The sequence below is a fragment of the Synechocystis sp. PCC 7509 genome (genome assembly GCF_000332075.2).
GTDB lineage: Bacteria > Cyanobacteriota > Cyanobacteriia > Cyanobacteriales > Chroococcidiopsidaceae > Aliterella.
Window position 1 is genome coordinate 3,167,804 of the sequence record NZ_ALVU02000001.1, and the last position, 16,978, is coordinate 3,184,781.

14 protein-coding genes are annotated in these 16,978 nt (G+C 42.5%); 7 read left to right on the forward strand and 7 right to left on the reverse strand.

Annotated features, from left to right (window positions below; translation table 11 throughout):
- Positions 1 to 53 precede the first annotated feature (53 nt).
- The 3 genes from rpmB to clpB all read right to left on the reverse strand — a co-directional run bounded on the left by rpmB (position 54) and on the right by clpB (position 5,329).
- Positions 54 to 290 (reverse strand): 50S ribosomal protein L28, encoded by a 237-nt coding sequence (gene rpmB, locus SYN7509_RS0215870; protein WP_028954364.1) that lies wholly within the window; start codon positions 288 to 290, stop codon positions 54 to 56.
- Positions 291 to 512: 222 nt separating this feature from the next.
- Positions 513 to 2,480, reverse strand: a complete 1,968-nt coding sequence (gene htpG / locus SYN7509_RS0215875) for a molecular chaperone HtpG (RefSeq protein WP_009631835.1) — start codon at positions 2,478 to 2,480, stop codon at positions 513 to 515.
- 209 nt (positions 2,481 to 2,689) lie between these two features.
- Positions 2,690 to 5,329 carry an ATP-dependent chaperone ClpB gene (clpB, locus tag SYN7509_RS0215880; protein WP_009631837.1) on the reverse strand — a complete coding sequence of 880 codons (2,640 nt, stop codon included), beginning with the start codon at positions 5,327 to 5,329 and terminating at the stop codon, positions 2,690 to 2,692.
- 187 nt (positions 5,330 to 5,516) lie between these two features.
- Between clpB and recN the strand changes: the two genes are divergently transcribed.
- The gene (recN, locus tag SYN7509_RS0215885; protein WP_009631838.1) at positions 5,517 to 7,247 is read left to right on the forward strand and encodes a DNA repair protein RecN; all 1,731 of its coding nucleotides are present in this window, start codon (positions 5,517 to 5,519) and stop codon (positions 7,245 to 7,247) included.
- On the opposite strand, the gene SYN7509_RS0215890 is transcribed toward recN, so the two are convergent.
- A complete protein-coding gene (locus SYN7509_RS0215890; RefSeq protein ID WP_009631839.1) occupies positions 7,236 to 7,793 on the reverse strand; it encodes a DUF2808 domain-containing protein in 558 nt (185 codons plus the stop codon). The genes recN and SYN7509_RS0215890 overlap by 12 nt on opposite strands.
- Positions 7,794 to 7,980: 187 nt before the next feature.
- Between SYN7509_RS0215890 and SYN7509_RS0215900 the strand changes: the two genes are divergently transcribed.
- Positions 7,981 to 8,478, forward strand: a complete 498-nt coding sequence (locus SYN7509_RS0215900) for a DUF4149 domain-containing protein (RefSeq protein WP_009631840.1) — start codon at positions 7,981 to 7,983, stop codon at positions 8,476 to 8,478.
- Positions 8,479 to 8,646: 168 nt separating this feature from the next.
- Here the strand turns inward: SYN7509_RS0215900 and SYN7509_RS0215905 are convergent, their stop codons facing one another.
- Positions 8,647 to 8,943 (reverse strand): DUF3288 family protein, encoded by a 297-nt coding sequence (locus SYN7509_RS0215905; RefSeq protein ID WP_009631841.1) that lies wholly within the window; start codon positions 8,941 to 8,943, stop codon positions 8,647 to 8,649.
- 313 nt (positions 8,944 to 9,256) lie between these two features.
- Between SYN7509_RS0215905 and SYN7509_RS0215910 the strand changes: the two genes are divergently transcribed.
- From SYN7509_RS0215910 to SYN7509_RS0215925, 4 genes are all read left to right on the forward strand, one after another.
- Entirely contained in the window at positions 9,257 to 10,288 is a 1,032-nt protein-coding gene (locus tag SYN7509_RS0215910; protein WP_009631842.1) for a LysR family transcriptional regulator, read from the forward strand.
- Positions 10,289 to 10,358: 70 nt separating this feature from the next.
- Complete coding sequence (locus tag SYN7509_RS0215915; RefSeq protein WP_009631843.1) at positions 10,359 to 11,807, forward strand: serine/threonine-protein kinase; 1,449 nt, start codon at positions 10,359 to 10,361, stop codon at positions 11,805 to 11,807.
- A gap of 19 nt (positions 11,808 to 11,826) precedes the next feature.
- Positions 11,827 to 12,840: a PstS family phosphate ABC transporter substrate-binding protein gene (locus SYN7509_RS0215920; RefSeq protein ID WP_009631844.1), complete on the forward strand. Its 1,014-nt coding sequence runs from the start codon at positions 11,827 to 11,829 to the stop codon at positions 12,838 to 12,840.
- Positions 12,841 to 12,909: 69 nt separating this feature from the next.
- Complete coding sequence (locus SYN7509_RS0215925) at positions 12,910 to 13,965, forward strand: phosphate ABC transporter substrate-binding protein (RefSeq protein WP_009631845.1); 1,056 nt, start codon at positions 12,910 to 12,912, stop codon at positions 13,963 to 13,965.
- A gap of 2 nt (positions 13,966 to 13,967) precedes the next feature.
- On the opposite strand, the gene SYN7509_RS0215930 is transcribed toward SYN7509_RS0215925, so the two are convergent.
- Positions 13,968 to 14,687: a Crp/Fnr family transcriptional regulator gene (locus tag SYN7509_RS0215930; RefSeq protein ID WP_009631847.1), complete on the reverse strand. Its 720-nt coding sequence runs from the start codon at positions 14,685 to 14,687 to the stop codon at positions 13,968 to 13,970.
- Between the two features lie 359 nt (positions 14,688 to 15,046).
- On the opposite strand from SYN7509_RS0215930, the gene SYN7509_RS0215940 reads away from it, so the two are divergent.
- Entirely contained in the window at positions 15,047 to 15,967 is a 921-nt protein-coding gene (locus SYN7509_RS0215940; protein ID WP_028954365.1) for a DALR anticodon-binding domain-containing protein, read from the forward strand.
- Between the two features lie 143 nt (positions 15,968 to 16,110).
- Here SYN7509_RS0215940 and SYN7509_RS0215945 read toward each other — a convergent pair whose 3' ends face one another.
- Positions 16,111 to 16,974 carry a Cof-type HAD-IIB family hydrolase gene (locus SYN7509_RS0215945; protein WP_009631849.1) on the reverse strand — a complete coding sequence of 288 codons (864 nt, stop codon included), beginning with the start codon at positions 16,972 to 16,974 and terminating at the stop codon, positions 16,111 to 16,113.
- Positions 16,975 to 16,978: the final 4 nt, after the last annotated feature.

The following is a 16,978-nucleotide window of genomic DNA, read 5'->3' on the forward strand; positions in this document are numbered from 1 at the left end:
CTAATGGTAGAAATTAGAAGCACACTACACCATTAGCCCTAAATATTAATAACTTAATAATGATTGAGATTGATTCCGGCTTCTTTTGCCATTGCAGCTATACCTCTGGTGTTTAAGGTTTTGATGGCTTTGGTGGAAATTTTGAGTTTTACCCAGCGATTTCCTTGACTCCACCAAATACGTTTCCACTGTAAGTTTGATTCTTGGAGCTTTTTGGTGCGGCGGTGAGAGTGGGAGATAGCAAAGGCGTTATTGGCTTTTTTGCCTGTCAACTGACATATACGGGACATAATAGTTTTTTGATTGTTAACTAACGTGCAGTTTCTTATTGTATCGGTAGTTAGGAGAAAGGCGATCGGGCGTTGCTGATTAGATGTAGGAATTTTGGTGTAGAGACGTTGCAATGTAACGTCTCTACATTAGTTTTGAAATCACGAAAAATCAGTTTCATACCTGAATTCAGCAACACCGCGATCGCACATTCATAAAAGGCGATCACCTATCATAGCAAATTAGCTACTAGCAGCCCGTTCGGTGAGGCGTGTTAGCACCTGGTTAGAACGTTCGACAAAGGCGTTCATTCCTTCCGCGTCAAAGCCTTTTTGCGCCATTAGTGCCAGATCGTAGACGTGATTGCAGATGAGGTTTGCAAGTTCGGCTGTAGGGGCAGATCCATCGCTAGTTGCGATCGCGCCAGCGTTGAGATTAACCAAGTTTTGAATTAAGGGATGAGTAGTATTGACTAGCAAAATATGCTCCTCTGGAAATTGAGGGGTTTGTTGCTGCATCATGGCGCTCATGTCTCGCATCCGCCGCATAAATTCGGGTAATAAAACAATCGCTGGTGGTGTTCCTTGGGGATTGTCAGATTTTATCGCCTCGGTGCGGATGGTAATTTTGGGTTTATTGATGGCTTGCTCAAATATCTCCTTAATTACTTCGCTGCGGGTTTTATTAGTTTTGGGATCAACAATTTCCGCAGGTTTGTCTTGTTCTAAAAGGCTTTCGTCTAAGTCAGAATCTACACGAGAGAATTTGACGCTAGAGTATTCTTGCTCCAAAAACGAGATGAAGTGCGTGTCAATAAAGGAGTCCATAAACAAGACTTCTAAGCCTTGACTTTTGTGTAGTTCGATATATGTAGCTTGGGTGGCTTCGTTGGTGCAGTAAAAAACGCGGTTTTCGTGACGTTCTTTGTTGCGTTCTAAATATTCCTTAATCGTGGTGTATTGCGGACTGTTTGCATCCGATGGAGGATTAACCTCTTGCCAAGCATCATTTTCGCTGCTTTGAACTTCAACGCTGGGGGTTGGTTCGGCGGCGGCTTTGGTAGTGCGGTAGATGAGGATATCTTCTACTTGCTTTTTGAATTTATCATCGTTGAGAGCGCCAAATTTGGCAAAAGTGCCGATATCTTGCCAGCTTTTGATGTATTCAGCACGGTTATCGCGGTATTGTTCTTTGAGCCTGTCGCCAACTTTACGAGCAATGTAGTCTGCTATTTTTTTGACAGTGCGATCGCTCTGTAAGGCACTACGGGATACATTGAGCGGGATATCAACGCTGTCAATTACTCCCCGCATGGGTAGCAAAAATTGGGGGATAATTTCTTCGCAATGGTCGCTAACAAAAACTTGATTGCAAAAGAGTTTAATTTGTCCTTTGGTAACGTCTACATCTGGTACTAATTTGGGAAAGTAGAGGATACCGTTAAGTAAAAAAGGATAATCGGTATTGAGATGTACCCACAATAGCGGTTCTTCTTGAAAAGGATAGAGGTAGCGGTAAAATTCTAAATAATCCTCTTTGGTTAGGCTACTAGGAGAATCGCGCCAGGGTGCTTTTTGACGGTTGATGACTTCGCCATCTAGCTTGATGGGTACGGGGAGAAAGTCGCAGTAAGTTTTGACCAACTGGCGGATACGAGCGGTTTCGGAGTATTCGCCTTCTTCTTCCTGCAAAGATAGAGTGATGGTAGTACCGCGTTGGGTGCGGCTAGAATCCTCTAAACGAAATTCTGGCGAACCGTCACAACTCCAGTGGACGGCTTGAGCGCCTTCTTGGTATGAAAGGGTGTCAATTTCGACTTTTTGCGCCACCATAAACGACGAGTAAAAGCCTAGTCCAAAGTGTCCGATAATTGGCTGATCGGATTTACCTGCGTATTTTTGGATAAATTCTTCGGCGCTCGAAAAAGCTACTTGATTGATGTATTTTTTTACTTCTTCGGCAGTCATTCCGATACCATTATCGGTAATAGACAAGGTTTTTTGCTCTTTGTCTACAGCAATAACGATTTCTGGTTCGCCAGCATCGCCGCTATATTCTCCGGCACGGGATACCATTTTTAGCTTTTCGGTGGCATCTACGGCGTTAGAAACAAGCTCTCGGAGGAAAATCTCATGGTCTGAGTAGAGAGATTTTTTGATGATCGGGAAAATATTTTCAGTATGTATACTGATTGTGCCTTGTTCCAGCATGGGTTTTAGATGTAGTAATTTAGTTAATTAAGATTTTAATCGGTGTGGGAGAAGATGGTTGTTAGCGATATACGTCTCCCTTTGTGGCGTTTGAGGCTGTTTAGCCCCTCAAATCCCCCAATGCTGGGGGACTTTGAAATCCAGTTCCCCCAGTATTGGGGGTTAGGGGGCGATTTGCACTTTCATTCTCATCAGGGCGATCGCCTTTTCTACTTAGCTGCTTTAGCTTCTTTGAGCAAGCTAACAGGAATTTGGCGATTAAAAGTTAAACTACTGTCTGCATAATCTACAAGAATTGTATCGCCTTCAGTAAAGGTGTTTTCCAATAGCTTAGTTGCTAGAGGGTTTTCGATTTGTTTTTGGATGGCTCTTTTTAAAGGACGAGCGCCATAAACGGGGTCATAACCTGCTTCTGCTAAAAAGTCTAAGGCGGGGGAAGATAATTCTAGGCTGATTTTTTGGTCGGCTAATAGATTCATCACGCGCTTGATTTGAATAGCGACAATTTGCCGTAACTCGCTGCGGTTGAGGGTATGGAACAGAATAATATCATCAACTCGGTTGAGAAATTCAGGGCGAAAATGCGATCGCAATGCGTCTAATACTTTAGTTTGCATTTGGTCATATTTGCGATCGTCTCCAGCTACATCTAAAATATGTTCGCTACCAATATTGCTTGTCATGACAATTACAGAGTTGCGAAAATCTACTGTTCTACCTTGAGAATCTGTAATTCTGCCATCGTCTAACACTTGCAGCAAAATATTAAAGACATCGGGATGGGCTTTTTCTACTTCGTCTAGCAGTACAACGGAATAAGGACGACGGCGCACGGCTTCGGATAATTGACCACCTTCTTCATAGCCTACATAGCCTGGAGGCGCACCAACTAAACGCGATACTGAGTGTTTTTCCATGTATTCGGACATATCTAAACGCACTAAAGCATCGTCTGCATCAAATAGAAATTGTGCCAAAGCGCGGGCCAATTCGGTTTTACCGACTCCTGTAGGGCCCATAAACAAGAATGAACCAATCGGACGACCGGGATCTTTCATGCCTGCACGGGCGCGGCGGATGGCTGCGGAAACGGCTTCTACAGCTTCGGTTTGACCAATTACTCGCTCGTGTAAATGGCTTTCTAGTTGTAATAGTTTTTGGCGTTCGGATTCTAAAAGGCGATTTACAGGGATTCCCGTCCACTTAGCAACTATTTCGGCGATGTCAGCTTCGGTTACTTCTTCCCGCAACAGCGTTGAACCTTGGGTTTGAATTTCTAATAACTTGGCTTCTTTGGCTTCGCGATCGTGTTGTACTCCTTCTAATTGTCCGTACTTTAACTGTGCGGCAGTATTTAAGTCATAGGCGCGTTCGGCTTGTTCGATTTGAACTCTTAGGGAATCTTCTTGTTTTTTTAACGTACTAATAGCATCTAATATCTGTTTTTCGCCTTGCCATTGGTTGTTGAATTCTTGCTGTTTTTCGGTTAAACTGGCGATTTCTTGCTGGATTCGGTCTAAACGCTCTTTAGTAGTAACGGCGCGTTGATCTTCTCCAGCTAAAGATAGTTTTTCCATTTCTAGCTGCATAATCCGCCGATCTATTGCTTCTAATTCTGAGGGTTTAGAAGTAATTTCCATTTTTAGCTGCGCGGCGGCTTCGTCTACTAGGTCTATGGCTTTATCGGGCAAAAAGCGATCGCTTATATAACGATTAGATAAGGTAGCGGCGGCGACTAGCGAGGAATCGGTAATTTTGACACTATGATGCACTTCGTAACGTTGTTTTAAGCCGCGCAAAATAGAAATTGTAGTTTCTACCGTTGGCTCGTTAACGTACACTTGCTGAAAGCGTCTTTCTAAAGCGGCATCTTTTTCAATATACTTGCGGTACTCGTCTAAAGTTGTTGCGCCAATACAACGCAATTCTCCCCGCGCCAGCATGGGTTTAAGCAGGTTTCCCGCGTCCATAGTCCCTTGACTTGCTCCCGCACCTACAACGGTGTGCAATTCGTCGATAAATAGCACAATTTGCCCGTTAGATCCGGTAACTTCTTTTAATACCGATCGCAAACGATCTTCAAATTCTCCCCGATATTTAGCCCCAGCAATCAAACTTCCCATATCTAGAGAAATTAGTTGCCGATTTTTGAGATTTTCGGGAACATCACCATTAATTATCCTTTGGGCTAAACCTTCGGCGATCGCAGTTTTCCCTACTCCAGGTTCGCCAATTAGTACAGGATTATTTTTACTCCGCCTTGACAATACTTGAATTACTCGCCTAATTTCTTCATCTCTACCAATTACAGGGTCAAGTTTGCCATTTTTTGCTTGTTCCGTTAAATCTCGCCCAAACTTCTCTAAAGCTTGATAGCGCGATTCGGGGGTTTGATCGGTAACTTTTTGGCTACCTCTAACCGTTTGAATTGCTGCTTCTAATTTTGCCGTGTCGAGGTTAAAAGTTTTGTACAAACGGCGACCAATGCGATCGTCTTGAGCAAAGCCTAAAAGGATGTGTTCGATGGAGATAAACTCGTCTTCCATCTTCGCTCTAGCTGCTTCTGCGCGGTCAAGCAACAGGTCTAAACTGCGCCCTAGGTAGAGTTGTTCGCTTTTGCCAATTTTGGGCTGGCGCTGGGTAAATGCGTCGAGTTGTTGTTGAAAGCGGCTAAGTTCGATCCCAGCTTTAGTTAAAATGCGATCGCCCAGTTCATTTGGTTCTAATAGCGCTAATACTAAATGTTCTACATCTAATTGCTGTTGTAAATAATTCCGGGCTATATCTTGGGACTTGACAATTGCATCCCAGGCTTTGTCTGTGAACTTGTTAGGATCGGTAGGCTGCATTTGGAAATATTTTTAAGTTGGCGATAGTAATTTGTTTAAAAATTGCCTGTACATCAACAGTTTAATCTTTATTGTTTATCAGCGATACACAAGTATATATGTACTATATCGAGAAGTCGCATTAGACTAAGAGTGTCTCTCAAACTAGCAACTTTTGGCATCTAACCTTACGGTGAATTAAGTTTTTATGCTGCTATCTCTTTCAATTGAAAACTTTGCTTTGATCGATCGGCTAAATCTAGAGTTTGGCGAGGGTTTGAACGTGCTGACGGGGGAAACGGGGGCGGGAAAATCAATTATTTTAGATGCGATCGATGCAGCTTTGGGAGGTAAGGTTTCTAGCCGTGCTATCCGTACAGGCTCAAATCGAGCAATAGTAGAAGCTACTTTTAAGTTAAACCGCTCTTTGGCGGCGTGGTTGGTAGAGCAAGAAATTGAACTAATTGATGAAGAAACCCTAGTTTGCAGTCGAGAAATGAATGCTAGTAGTGGTAGTCTTCGCAGTCGCACTAGAGTAAACGGTGTATTAGTCAATCGTCAGGTAATGACGCAATTGCGCGGCTTATTAGTAGAAATTACCGCCCAAGGGCAAACAGTACAAGTTGGACAATCAGCACAAGTTAGGCAATGGTTGGATCTTTACGGTGGCGAGGCGCATTTTAAAGAGCGGGAAATTGTCGGAAAGCTGTTTGCAGAGTATCAAGAAGCGAAAACAAATTTGGAAAAACGCCGCCAGGGCGATCGCCAACGTTTGCAGCAATTAGACTTACTTAAGTATCAGTCGCAAGAATTAGGAGCGGCTTCTTTGAGCGATCCTGACGAAATGGAAGCTTTAGAACAAGAAAGTCAGCGTCTTAGTCATGTAGTGGAGTTGCAACAGTTAAGCTACAAGGTTTATCAAGCGGTATATCAAAACGATAACGATGGTTTGGCGGCGGCGGATTTGTTGGGAAATGCGGAAATAGTTTTAACCGACATGGTGCAATACGATTCTCAGTTGCAGCCGTTGGTAGATGCGATCGCCGAAGCGTTAGCTACAGTGGGAGAAGTAGGAAGACAAATACACGTTTACGGAGATGCTTTAGAAGCCGATCCGCAGCGTTTGGCAGAAGTTGAGGAGCGAATTCGTGAATTAAAACAAATTTGCCGTAAGTACGGGCCTACACTCGTAGAAGTCATCGCTTATTACGATCGCATTCAAACAGAATTAGCAGAAATAGACGGCGGCGAACAATCGATTGAAGCCTTGGAACAAAAGGAAAAAGCTTGTTATACCAAGCTGATGCAAACGGTAGATAAATTAACTAAACTCCGCCAAGCTACCGCCTTTCGGATGGAAGAAAAGCTACTAATTGAGCTTAAACCTTTGGCAATGGACAAGGTAAAGTTTCAAGTTGCGATTGAACCAACTACCGTTTCAGCGATGGGAGGAAACCGGATTACATTTTTATTTAGCGCTAATCCCGGCGAACCTTTGCAACCGCTTACTGAAGTTGCTTCTGGGGGAGAAATGAGCCGTTTTTTATTAGCTCTAAAATCTTGCTTTTCTAGCTTAGATCCGGCGGGAACTTTGATTTTTGATGAAATTGATGTAGGTGTATCGGGAAAAGTAGCTAATGCGATCGCCGAAAAGTTGCATCAATTAAGCGATCGCCAACAAGTATTATGCGTCACTCACCAGCCTTTAATTGCGGCTATGGCAGATCGTCATTTTCGCGTTGATAAACTAGCTCTTGATACTTCTATAGACGCGGATACTCGTACAGTGGTGCGTGTAAAAGCCTTAGATAACTTTGCCACTCGTCGGGAAGAATTAGCCACTTTAGCTAGTGGAGAATCTCAAACTGAGGCGATCGCTTTTGCTGATTCTTTACTCGTTCAAGCCGCCCATTTGCGCCAAACTAAGTTAGTCAAATAAATCGCCGTAAAATTGCAGTCGTCCATAACCCATAAATTGCCCCGCCGTTTTTTCACCTGGAGGAAAAGCTTTAACTCCAAACAAGTAAACTCCCGACGAGAAGGGATTTTGCACCGGACGCAAACCAATTGTAATTGTTTTTCCTGGAGTAATTGGCGGGTTAAATACTACGGTGACAGTGCGGGTTTTTTTGTCTCTAGTTACAGAACCTAAAGCAATATTTTCTCCTTTATTTCGGCGCGTCCCCACAAAAGCGCGGGTATCTTCAAGATCGAAACGAATATTATCTACCCCTTCATGCTGATTAAACGTAACTGTTTGCAAGGGTTCTCCAGCTTTTTCCGGTAAGTTGATGGTGAAATAGTAGGTTGCACCCCAAGCATTGATGTCTTTTAGTGTCGTTGTAGCTTCGACTAAACGGGGTTGTTGGACAAAAGATATAGTTCCATCTCTCAACTGTACCCCTCGTGCTATTTCGGGAATAATTACGAAAACACTGGCAATTGCTAAGGTTGCGGCAGCTAAACTTTTGGGGCGGATTAGCATAGAAAATTAGGTGGCGTTTAAAAAATATGCGATCGCTAATTACCTTTAATCTAAGCAATTGTTATCAATCTTGGTTAGAGTTCACAAAACTTAGGGCTTTGCGCGGGTTTACTTTAAATAATATTTCGCCGTTGTTACTAAAAAAATTAGATAAGCTAAAAATATAGAATACATCAGAGGAAATTATATGACTGCTGTTTCTAACCTGCAATTAAAGACTTCGCCTTGGCAAACTATTGTCCTATTAACCTTGAGTTTATGGCTGGGTGCAAGCTTAATTTTAGACTGGGTAATTATGCCTAGTTTATATGTGTCAGGGATGATGACACAAGCGGGTTTTACTTCCGCAGGTTATCTAATTTTCTGGAATTTCAACCGGATTGAATTAGTAGCGGCGGCGGTAGTATTAACTGGCGTACTAGCTTTAAATAAAACAGCTTTTGTAAGCAATAGCTGGCGACGCGGTGCGGTGATTTTGTCAGGAATGATGTTAGCTGTAGCTTTAACCAATGCCTACTTTTTGACTCCGCAAATGTGCGCTACAGGAGTCCAGCTAAATTTGTTTGAAGCTGTTGAAGTTCCTAGCACAATGAACAACTTGCACGTTGCTTACTGGCTATTAGAAGCAATTAAGTTAGCTATAGGTGGTACGCTTTTGGGTTGGTGTTTTCGTCAACAAGCTTAAGAAATTTTGAACCATCTAAACATTGAAAGCCTTTCATAGTGAATGAAGGGCTTTTTGCTATTGCTCTAGTTGGGCAATTAATTATTGTTGATGCGCTACTTTTTCCCTGCTACTCCATAATCAAACAACCCTGCGACTGTTCACAAGCCATATCTTAATTAATGTTATTTAACTCCAGTCTTCGTCTTCACCCTTATTAGCTTTACCTTTATAAAGTGGTTGGTTAGCGTGGATTTGACGAGTTTTAGCAAATAATTGGGTTTCTGTAATCTCCCAGTTTTGCAACACTAGGTCTAAATCCCCTTGAATATCTCTAGCGCCAGGAAAGCCATTGTAACGAATCCGTAGTCTGGCAAGCTCCGCCAGATTATAATCGGTAGGCGAAGATATTAATAGATTGTTAACGATAATGCGATCGCGACCGTGTAAAGGATGTTGGCGATCTTGATTTTCCGTTTCTGACATTAGCAATTTTTGGTTCGCACTGTGTACTAGGTTAATAGTTACAGATTTTTTTGTCGGTTACAGTGCAAGGGTTGTTGCAAAGTGTCAAGAGCAAACCAAAGTCAATAGCGTTGTGCTAGTGTCAGTTTTTAGACGAACTTGTTTGCTTGAGCAGCTAACCAAAGTCTAAACCCCTAGCAAGGGAATGATTTTTTGCTTCTCTCTTGGAAAACTCTGTAGAGGGAAACCCTCAAGAGCAGATTTTCCGCTCTATTGTAAAACTCTGTGGAAGAAACCTTCCTACATATTTTCCGTTTTAACTCTTGGTAGCTGTATGTCTGACCTTCCTTTCACTTTAGATCAGTTACGCATCCTGAAAGCGATCGCGGCAGAAGGAAGCTTTAAGCGTGCCGCAGATAGTTTGTACGTTTCTCAACCTGCTGTTAGCCTCCAAGTTCAAAACTTAGAAAGGCAATTAGATGTGCCTTTATTTGATCGCGGTGGACGACGCGCTCAATTAACCGAAGCAGGTTATCTTTTGCTAAGTTATGGCGAAAAAATCCTGACTTTGTGTCAAGAAACTTGCCGCGCCATTGAAGACTTACAAAATCTTCAAGGTGGAACGTTAATTGTCGGCGCGTCTCAAACTACTGGAACTTATCTTTTGCCGCAGATGATTGGCTTATTTCGGCAAAAATACCCTGATGTTGCCGTCCAGTTACACGTTCACTCTACCCGCCGCACAGCTTGGAGTGTCGCCAACGGACAGGTGGATTTAGCAATTATTGGTGGTGAAGTACCTAGCGAATTGCAAGAATCTTTAGAGATTATTCCCTACGCGGAAGATGAATTAGCGCTGATTTTACCTGTTTTTCATCCCTTTGCTAAACTGCACACAATTCAAAGAGACGATTTATATAAATTACAATTTATTGCTCTCGATTCTCAATCGACAATTCGTAAAGTTATCGATCAAGTATTGACTCGCTGTGAAATTGATACGCGCCGCTTGAAAATAGAAATGGAACTCAATTCAATTGAAGCAATCAAAAATGCCGTGCAGTCAGGGTTAGGAGCAGCTTTTGTGTCGCTAAGTGCGATCGCTAAAGAATTACAAATGAACGTCCTCCACTGCACTCCGATTGAAGGAGTTGTAGTCAAACGGACGCTATGGCTAATTTTCAACCCCAATCGTTATCGCTCAAAAGCGGCGGAAGCTTTTAGCAAAGAAGTTTTACCCCAATTTGCTACCCCAGGATGGAATCAAGAGGTTCTATCCGTCCAACCATTAATTACTGAAGCTATTGGAGAAATAAGCGATCGCCCAATTTCCATAGCACCCCAAGCTGAGAAAACAAATATTTAGCTAAAAGTTAATCGGCATAAGTTATAAACAAGAAAATTGCTTATTGCTACCGTCCAAATCATCAATATTTATGGAAGTCTATTGCACTCGTTCAAGTTGTCCCCGTCCGCAAAATAATTTTGCCGATTTAGATGATGGTGCAACCTTAAAGACGACACAGCAAAAGTACTGTACTACTTGCGGAATGCCATTGATTTTAGTAGGGCGCTACTTACCACTAAAATTGTTAGGACGGGGAGGATTTGGGGCGGCTTTTTTGGCGCGCGATCGCTATACTCCAGGTTTCCGTAAGTGCGTAGTCAAGCAATTCAAACCCTCTGGCGATTTAACCCCAGAGCAATTACAAACAGCCCACCAACTATTTGAACGCGAAGCGGAAGTTTTAGAACTAATTGGCAATCAAAATAATCAAATCCCCGACTTATTTGCGTTTTTTGATTTAACTGTTCCCAGTCTTCAACCTTCCAAACAAGAGCAATTTTTTTATTTAGTTCAAGAATTTATTGATGGCAAAAACTTAGAAGAAGAACTACAGGAAAAAGGCAAGTTTTCCGAAGCTGAGGTACAAGAAGTATTACTAGAAGTTCTCAAAGTTTTAAAATTTGTCCACGATAGCGGCTCGATTCATCGAGATATCAAACCTTCCAATATTATGCGCCACAAAAACGGGCGCTTGTATTTATTAGATTTTGGTGCAGTTAAACAAGTAGCCAGCACCGCCACTAGCAAGGCTTCCACAGGCATTTATTCCCTGGGATTTGCCCCCCCAGAACAAATGTCTGGCAAGCAAGTTTATCCATCTACCGATTTATATGCTTTGGCGGTTACTTGTGTAATGTTGCTGACAGGTAAAGACGCAGCCGATTTGTTTGATAACTATAGCAATCAATGGAGTTGGCAAAAAGAAGTCAAGATTAGTCCAACGCTAGAAAATGTACTAAATAAAATGTTGATAGCAGCTCCAAATCAACGCTTTCAATCGGCGCAAGAAGTATTGGATGCTCTAGCTATAATTCCTGTCCCACAAACACCGCCACCTAGTCCTAGGGCAAAGCCTAACCCATCTTTAACTAATATTCCGAATTCTGCCCCGATTGTTTCTACTACTCCTGTTGCTCCTGCTGTCAGGCAGCAATCGCATCCCACTTTTTCAACCTGGGAATTATTAATCAATGGCGCTTTTACTGGCTTTGAGGGGAGTTTAATTGCGATCGCCTTAGCGAGTCTTTTAGGTACAACTTTAATGACTACCGGAGCGTGGCTAGTTGTGTTGGGAGGACTAATTTTTGTCCAATGGCGACGCTGGATTGAGGGCAAAGATTTATTAATTATTGCGGGTCTTACCTTAGCCCTAATATTATTCTTGCCCGGATTGCACAAAAAAATTGTTAGTAGTTTGCCAGGAATTGGAACTTGGCAAACGGTATTAATATTAGCGATAGTTGCAGGCTTGGGTGCGATCGCTGTAACGGCACTATATAAATTAATCTACAAGTTACTTGCTCGATTTATTCGCTAACAGTGGCTAACAAGCAATCATGTCCGAAAGAAACGAAACCACTATTTTAGTTCTAGCTTTACTAACTACATTAGGTTTGGTAGGTGGCGCGATCTGGTGGTTTACTCAAGATAGGATCAAACTAACTGATTTAACTAAAAATCAAACTGAGCCAAATACTTTTGCCCAAGTAACCAATCTTCCTACGGGGCTATTTAGTTATGGTGGTAGTACAACTTGGGCCTCCATTCGGGGTATTGTCGATCCAGCAATTGAAATTGTCCATCCTGAATTTCGGCTGCGCTATACCAACCCCACCTCTGGAACTCCTGGTTCTGGTAGTGGGATCAAGATGTTATTAGATGGTCAATTAGCCTTTGCTCAATCTTCACGCTCAATTAAAGAGCAAGAGTTAAACCGCGCCACTGCTAGAGGCTTTGAGCTTAAAGCCATACCTGTTGCCATTGATGGTATTGCGATCGCCGTTCACCCAAATTTAAACATTTCTGGTCTGACTCTAGGGCAATTACAAGAAATTTATACGGGTAAATTAACTAATTGGCAACAATTAGGAGGTATAGATTTACCCATTGTTCCTTATTCGCGCCAACTCAATGAAGGCGGGACTACTGAATTTTTTGCCGAAAATGTTTTAAACGGGGCAGATTTTGGTCGCAACGTCCAGTTTAGCGACACAACTACCCAAGCTTTGAGAGCCGTAGCAGCAAATCCCGGCGGTATTTATTATGCTTCCGCTCCCGAAATTGTCAGCCAATGTACTGTAAAACCCTTACCATTGGGTCGTAAAGCTACAGAACTTATTGCGCCTTATCAACAGCCATTTATTGCCCTTTCTCAGTGTCCCAGCCAACGCAATCAAGTAAATACCGCAGCCTTTCAAAGCGGTGATTATCCAATTACTCGTCGCTTATTTGTAATTGTCAAACTTGATGGCAACGCCGACCAGCAAGCCGGAGAAGCTTATGCTAAGTTACTTTTGACTTCCCAAGGTCAACAATTAATTGCTAAAGCTGGATTTGTTAGTATTCGCTAATTTTTGTAGTTAAAATAACAGGTTAAATTGATGTTGAGAAAATTGTCTAACCATTACTGCGAGTAATTTATGTCTCAAAAAAATGAAACTCCGCTTTTGATTGTGGCTTTATTAATTACTGTGGGGCTAGTCGGGGGGGCAATATGGTGGTTTATGCGATCGGGGATTAACTTAACGGCAACTAATAATAATCGCCCTACTCCTACCAATAACCAGCCAGAAGCTCCTCTCAATGCTAGTAGCGATCGCGATTTTGCCTCCGTACAAAAAGTTCCTAGTGGCTTATTTAATTATGGTGGTAGCACTTCTTGGGCCCCTATCCGTTTGCGAGTAGATTCAGCAATTCAAGCGGCGCGTCCTGAATTTCGCTTGCGGTACGTTACCTCCACCGGAGTTGCACCAGGATCATCCACGGGAATTAAAATGTTAATTGATGGCAAGCTAGACTTTGCTCAATCATCCCGGAGTCTCCGAGACGAGGAGTTAAGCAGCGCTCAACAGCGAGGGTTTAAGCTACAACAAACTCCTATTGCTATTGATGGTCTAGCAGTGGCGGTCAATCCCAGCTTAAATATTTCTGGACTGACGATAGACCAACTTCGGTCTATTTATACAGGCAAGGTAACTAACTGGCAACAAGTCGGTGGACCAAATGTGGCGATTCAACCTTATTCGCGTCCTGCTAATGATGGCGGTACGGTAGAGCTTTTTGTTCAAGATGTTTTGGGGAACCAAAAGTTTGCCGCCAACGTCCAATTTGTTGCTACTACTACTCAAGCGTTGCAAAAACTAGCTAGTAGCCCTGGAGGAATTTACTATGCCTCCGCCCCCGAAGTTGTTCCTCAATGTACGATTAAGCCGATAGCCCTAGGGCGCAAAGCTAACGAATTAGTCCCTCCTTTTCAAGAACCTTTTGTGCCGTTGTCTCAATGCCCCAGCCAGCGCAATCAATTAAATACCGAGGCTTTTCAATCGGGAGCATACCCCATTACGCGGAATTTATTTGCGATCATCAAACAAAACGGTCAAACCGAGCAGTTGGCTGGGGATGCCTACGTCAATTTTCTGCTCTCAAATCAAGGGCAAGAATTAATTAGTCAAAGTGGGTTTGTCAGAATTCGCTAACTTTAACGCCGTACTAAATTTATCGAAGCGGCGGGCAAACAAATTAAGTTGTCTCCTTGGTTAATCAATAACCCTTTTTGACGTAACTTACCCATCAAGCGGGTAACAGTAACGCGCGTAGAACCAATGGCGCTACCGATTTGAGCGTGAGTAAGAGGAAAAGGCAAATAATATCCGCGCAAAGTTTCTGGATCTTCTTCACTTACTGAAGCTTCGCCATATTCCTCAACTAACAATGTTAAAAAGCCTAATAACCGATCGATGGTGCGTCTTTGACCTAAAGCACTCAGCCATAATAGCTTGCGCTGGTGCTGGTAGCGAAAAGCATCTAGCACTTCCCGGCGGAAATGGGGCCAGTTGTCTAAGTCGTGCCAATACATCCACACTACTGCTGTTTGGTCTACGTGAGCGTAACTTTGCAGCGTAAAAGGAGATTGAGCAACAATTTCAAAAGGCTGTCCCGCGCCCACAAAGCCTAAAAAAGCTTCTTCGGGAGTGCGGTTAATCCGCCTTGACATCAATTGACTTGCGGTGGTGCTGGGTTGTGCTGTGCCTACCAGTCGTACAGCGCCGCGCTGGACTAAATAAAGCAATCCAGGTCTAGCAGGAATGCGCTCATCTTTACTAAAACTACGGCATCGATAATGCTCGTTAGCCCAGTCGAGAATCCGTTGCCAAGTTAAGAAAGGTCGTGATGGCTCTGAAAAAGATGGGGATTGCATAATTTAAAGCAAATGGCGATCAAGCGTGAAAAGTTACATTAATTGCAGTCGTTTCCGATTTTCTGTAATGATAGGTCTATACAAAAGAATCGGCTGTTTGAGCGGTCAAGCTAAACTATAATTACACATTTATCTAAGTAATTGTATTTGTCTTTAGTTATTGTTTAGTGAATTTTATGGTTGGTGAAATTGTAGCTATTGTAATTCAATCTAGTTAAATAAAAATCAGCAATAGAGTAGTAAATTAGGCAATCAAAAATATATGTCATGAATTTATTGGCGATCGCCTTGCTAAAAAGTAGAGAATCAACAGTTATTATCAAATTACTAAATCGACGGTTTTTGGGGCTAGAGTTTGATTGAGTATAGAATATCACTGCTGTCAATGGTGTTTAGCCTATCCAGCAATTAAGCAACTAGCTTTACAGCAGTTAAAAACGGCGGCGAACAGGTATTTTGTGAATAGTCCATTGCCGCTAGTTGATTCTATGTCTACATCCTACCGAGCTAACGGTTGCTGTCAAGTAACTTATAGGACAAACGTAGCATTTGTATTCAGTAAGGTTTTAAATATTCCTCCTTTAGAAATAGCCAAAGACTTTGCTACTTTTTATGCGGTTACTGAGGTACACCAGCCAGATTTTGAACTCGCTGTAGTCGCGCCAGGTTTTTTGCAGTTAAAACTGACAGAGCTTAAACTAGCCAATTGGTTGCAATGCCTGCCATTGGGAGCGCTAGTATTAGCTAACTTACCTCTACCAAAATATTCTAGGGCTTTAAGCAATAAATATAGTTTGTTTGCAATTCAATATGCTCATGCACGTTGCTATAGTTTGATGCAGTTAGCTCAAAGAGAAGGATTGATTACTTTAGAAGAAATATCAACTAATCAAATTAAGTCAATGTTTCCTGACTTAATTTACTTGCCGGAAGCCACAAAGATTTTAACTATTAATCATTGGCAGACGTTAGTAGGATTAAATTACAACCAGCAATTCCAGTTCTGTCATCCTGCCGAATATGCTCTAATTACTCAGCTTGTCAAGGTAGTAGACGACTTTTGCTGTTCTCCCAAATTAATCTTAGATGACTGGGCAAAAATAGCAATAAGTTTAAGTCAAGCTTTTGCAGATTTTTATAGCCATTGTCAAATTTTTGGTGCCACAAAAACCCAAACACCCGATTTAGCGCGATCGCGCTTAAGTTTAATCTTAGCGACTTACACAGTCTTAAAACTTGTGTTACAACGGTTGGGAGTTTTTGCGCCCCAAGAACTCTAACTACTCTCTATCTAAAGATAGATAATAAAATTACAACTGGTGACAAATTAATCATCTTCATATATATTTAATCTTGTGTGAGGAGCGAACCAGCCAGAACACCGAGACGAAACACGGCAAGTCGTCGGTGTTCTTTCTGAATTTCAATTATTCTCAAGCAAATATTTTTCAATCGCTACGGCGGCTCCATCTTGTTCGACTCCAGGCGCTACCCACTGAGCTACGGCTTGGACACCCGCAGGAGCGTTACCCATGGCGATCCCAAGTCCGGCGTACTCTAGCATTTCTACATCATTGAAGTTATCGCCAATTGTCATAACGTTAGCAGCGTCTATTTTTAGTAATTCTTCAGCTAGATAGCGCACACCCGTACCTTTATTAACTAGCGGGTTTGTAGCTTCAAAAAATGTTGCCACAGATTTAGTCAAATATAGTTCGGCGGGGGTGTATCGTTGACGCAAATTGCCCAGCAAGCGATCTATTACCTCGGTATCGTCACTTAAAGCTAAAACCTTGGTTGGTGCTTCGCCAAGGACGCGGCGCAAGTCTCCAACAGCAATTGGTTCTATTCCTGATCTAAGCGCATAAATCTCTGTTTCTGGGGTAATTTCCCGGACGTACAGGCGATCATTGATGTAAAAATGCACCGACAAGAGATTTTGCAATTGCGGTTGCTCAAAGTAGTCTAAAAGTTGGTGGGCGGTATTAGGATCGACGCACCAATGACGGTGAAGTTCTCCGCTACTAGGATCTTGAATCCAAGCCCCCTGATAGGCTAATAGGGGCAAAGCCGAGCCAATGTCTTGATGGAAACGCAAAGCCGAACGATACATTCTCCCGGTGGCGATCGCTACTTGTACGCCACGATTTTGCACCGCTTTAACAGCTTGTAAGACGCGGGAATTGATTGTATTTGACGATCCAGCGATCGTGCCATCAATATCTAGCACGAGCAATTTAATTTCCCTTGGCTTTATTTCTGGATCTTTGTCTACAAATATCTGCATAATT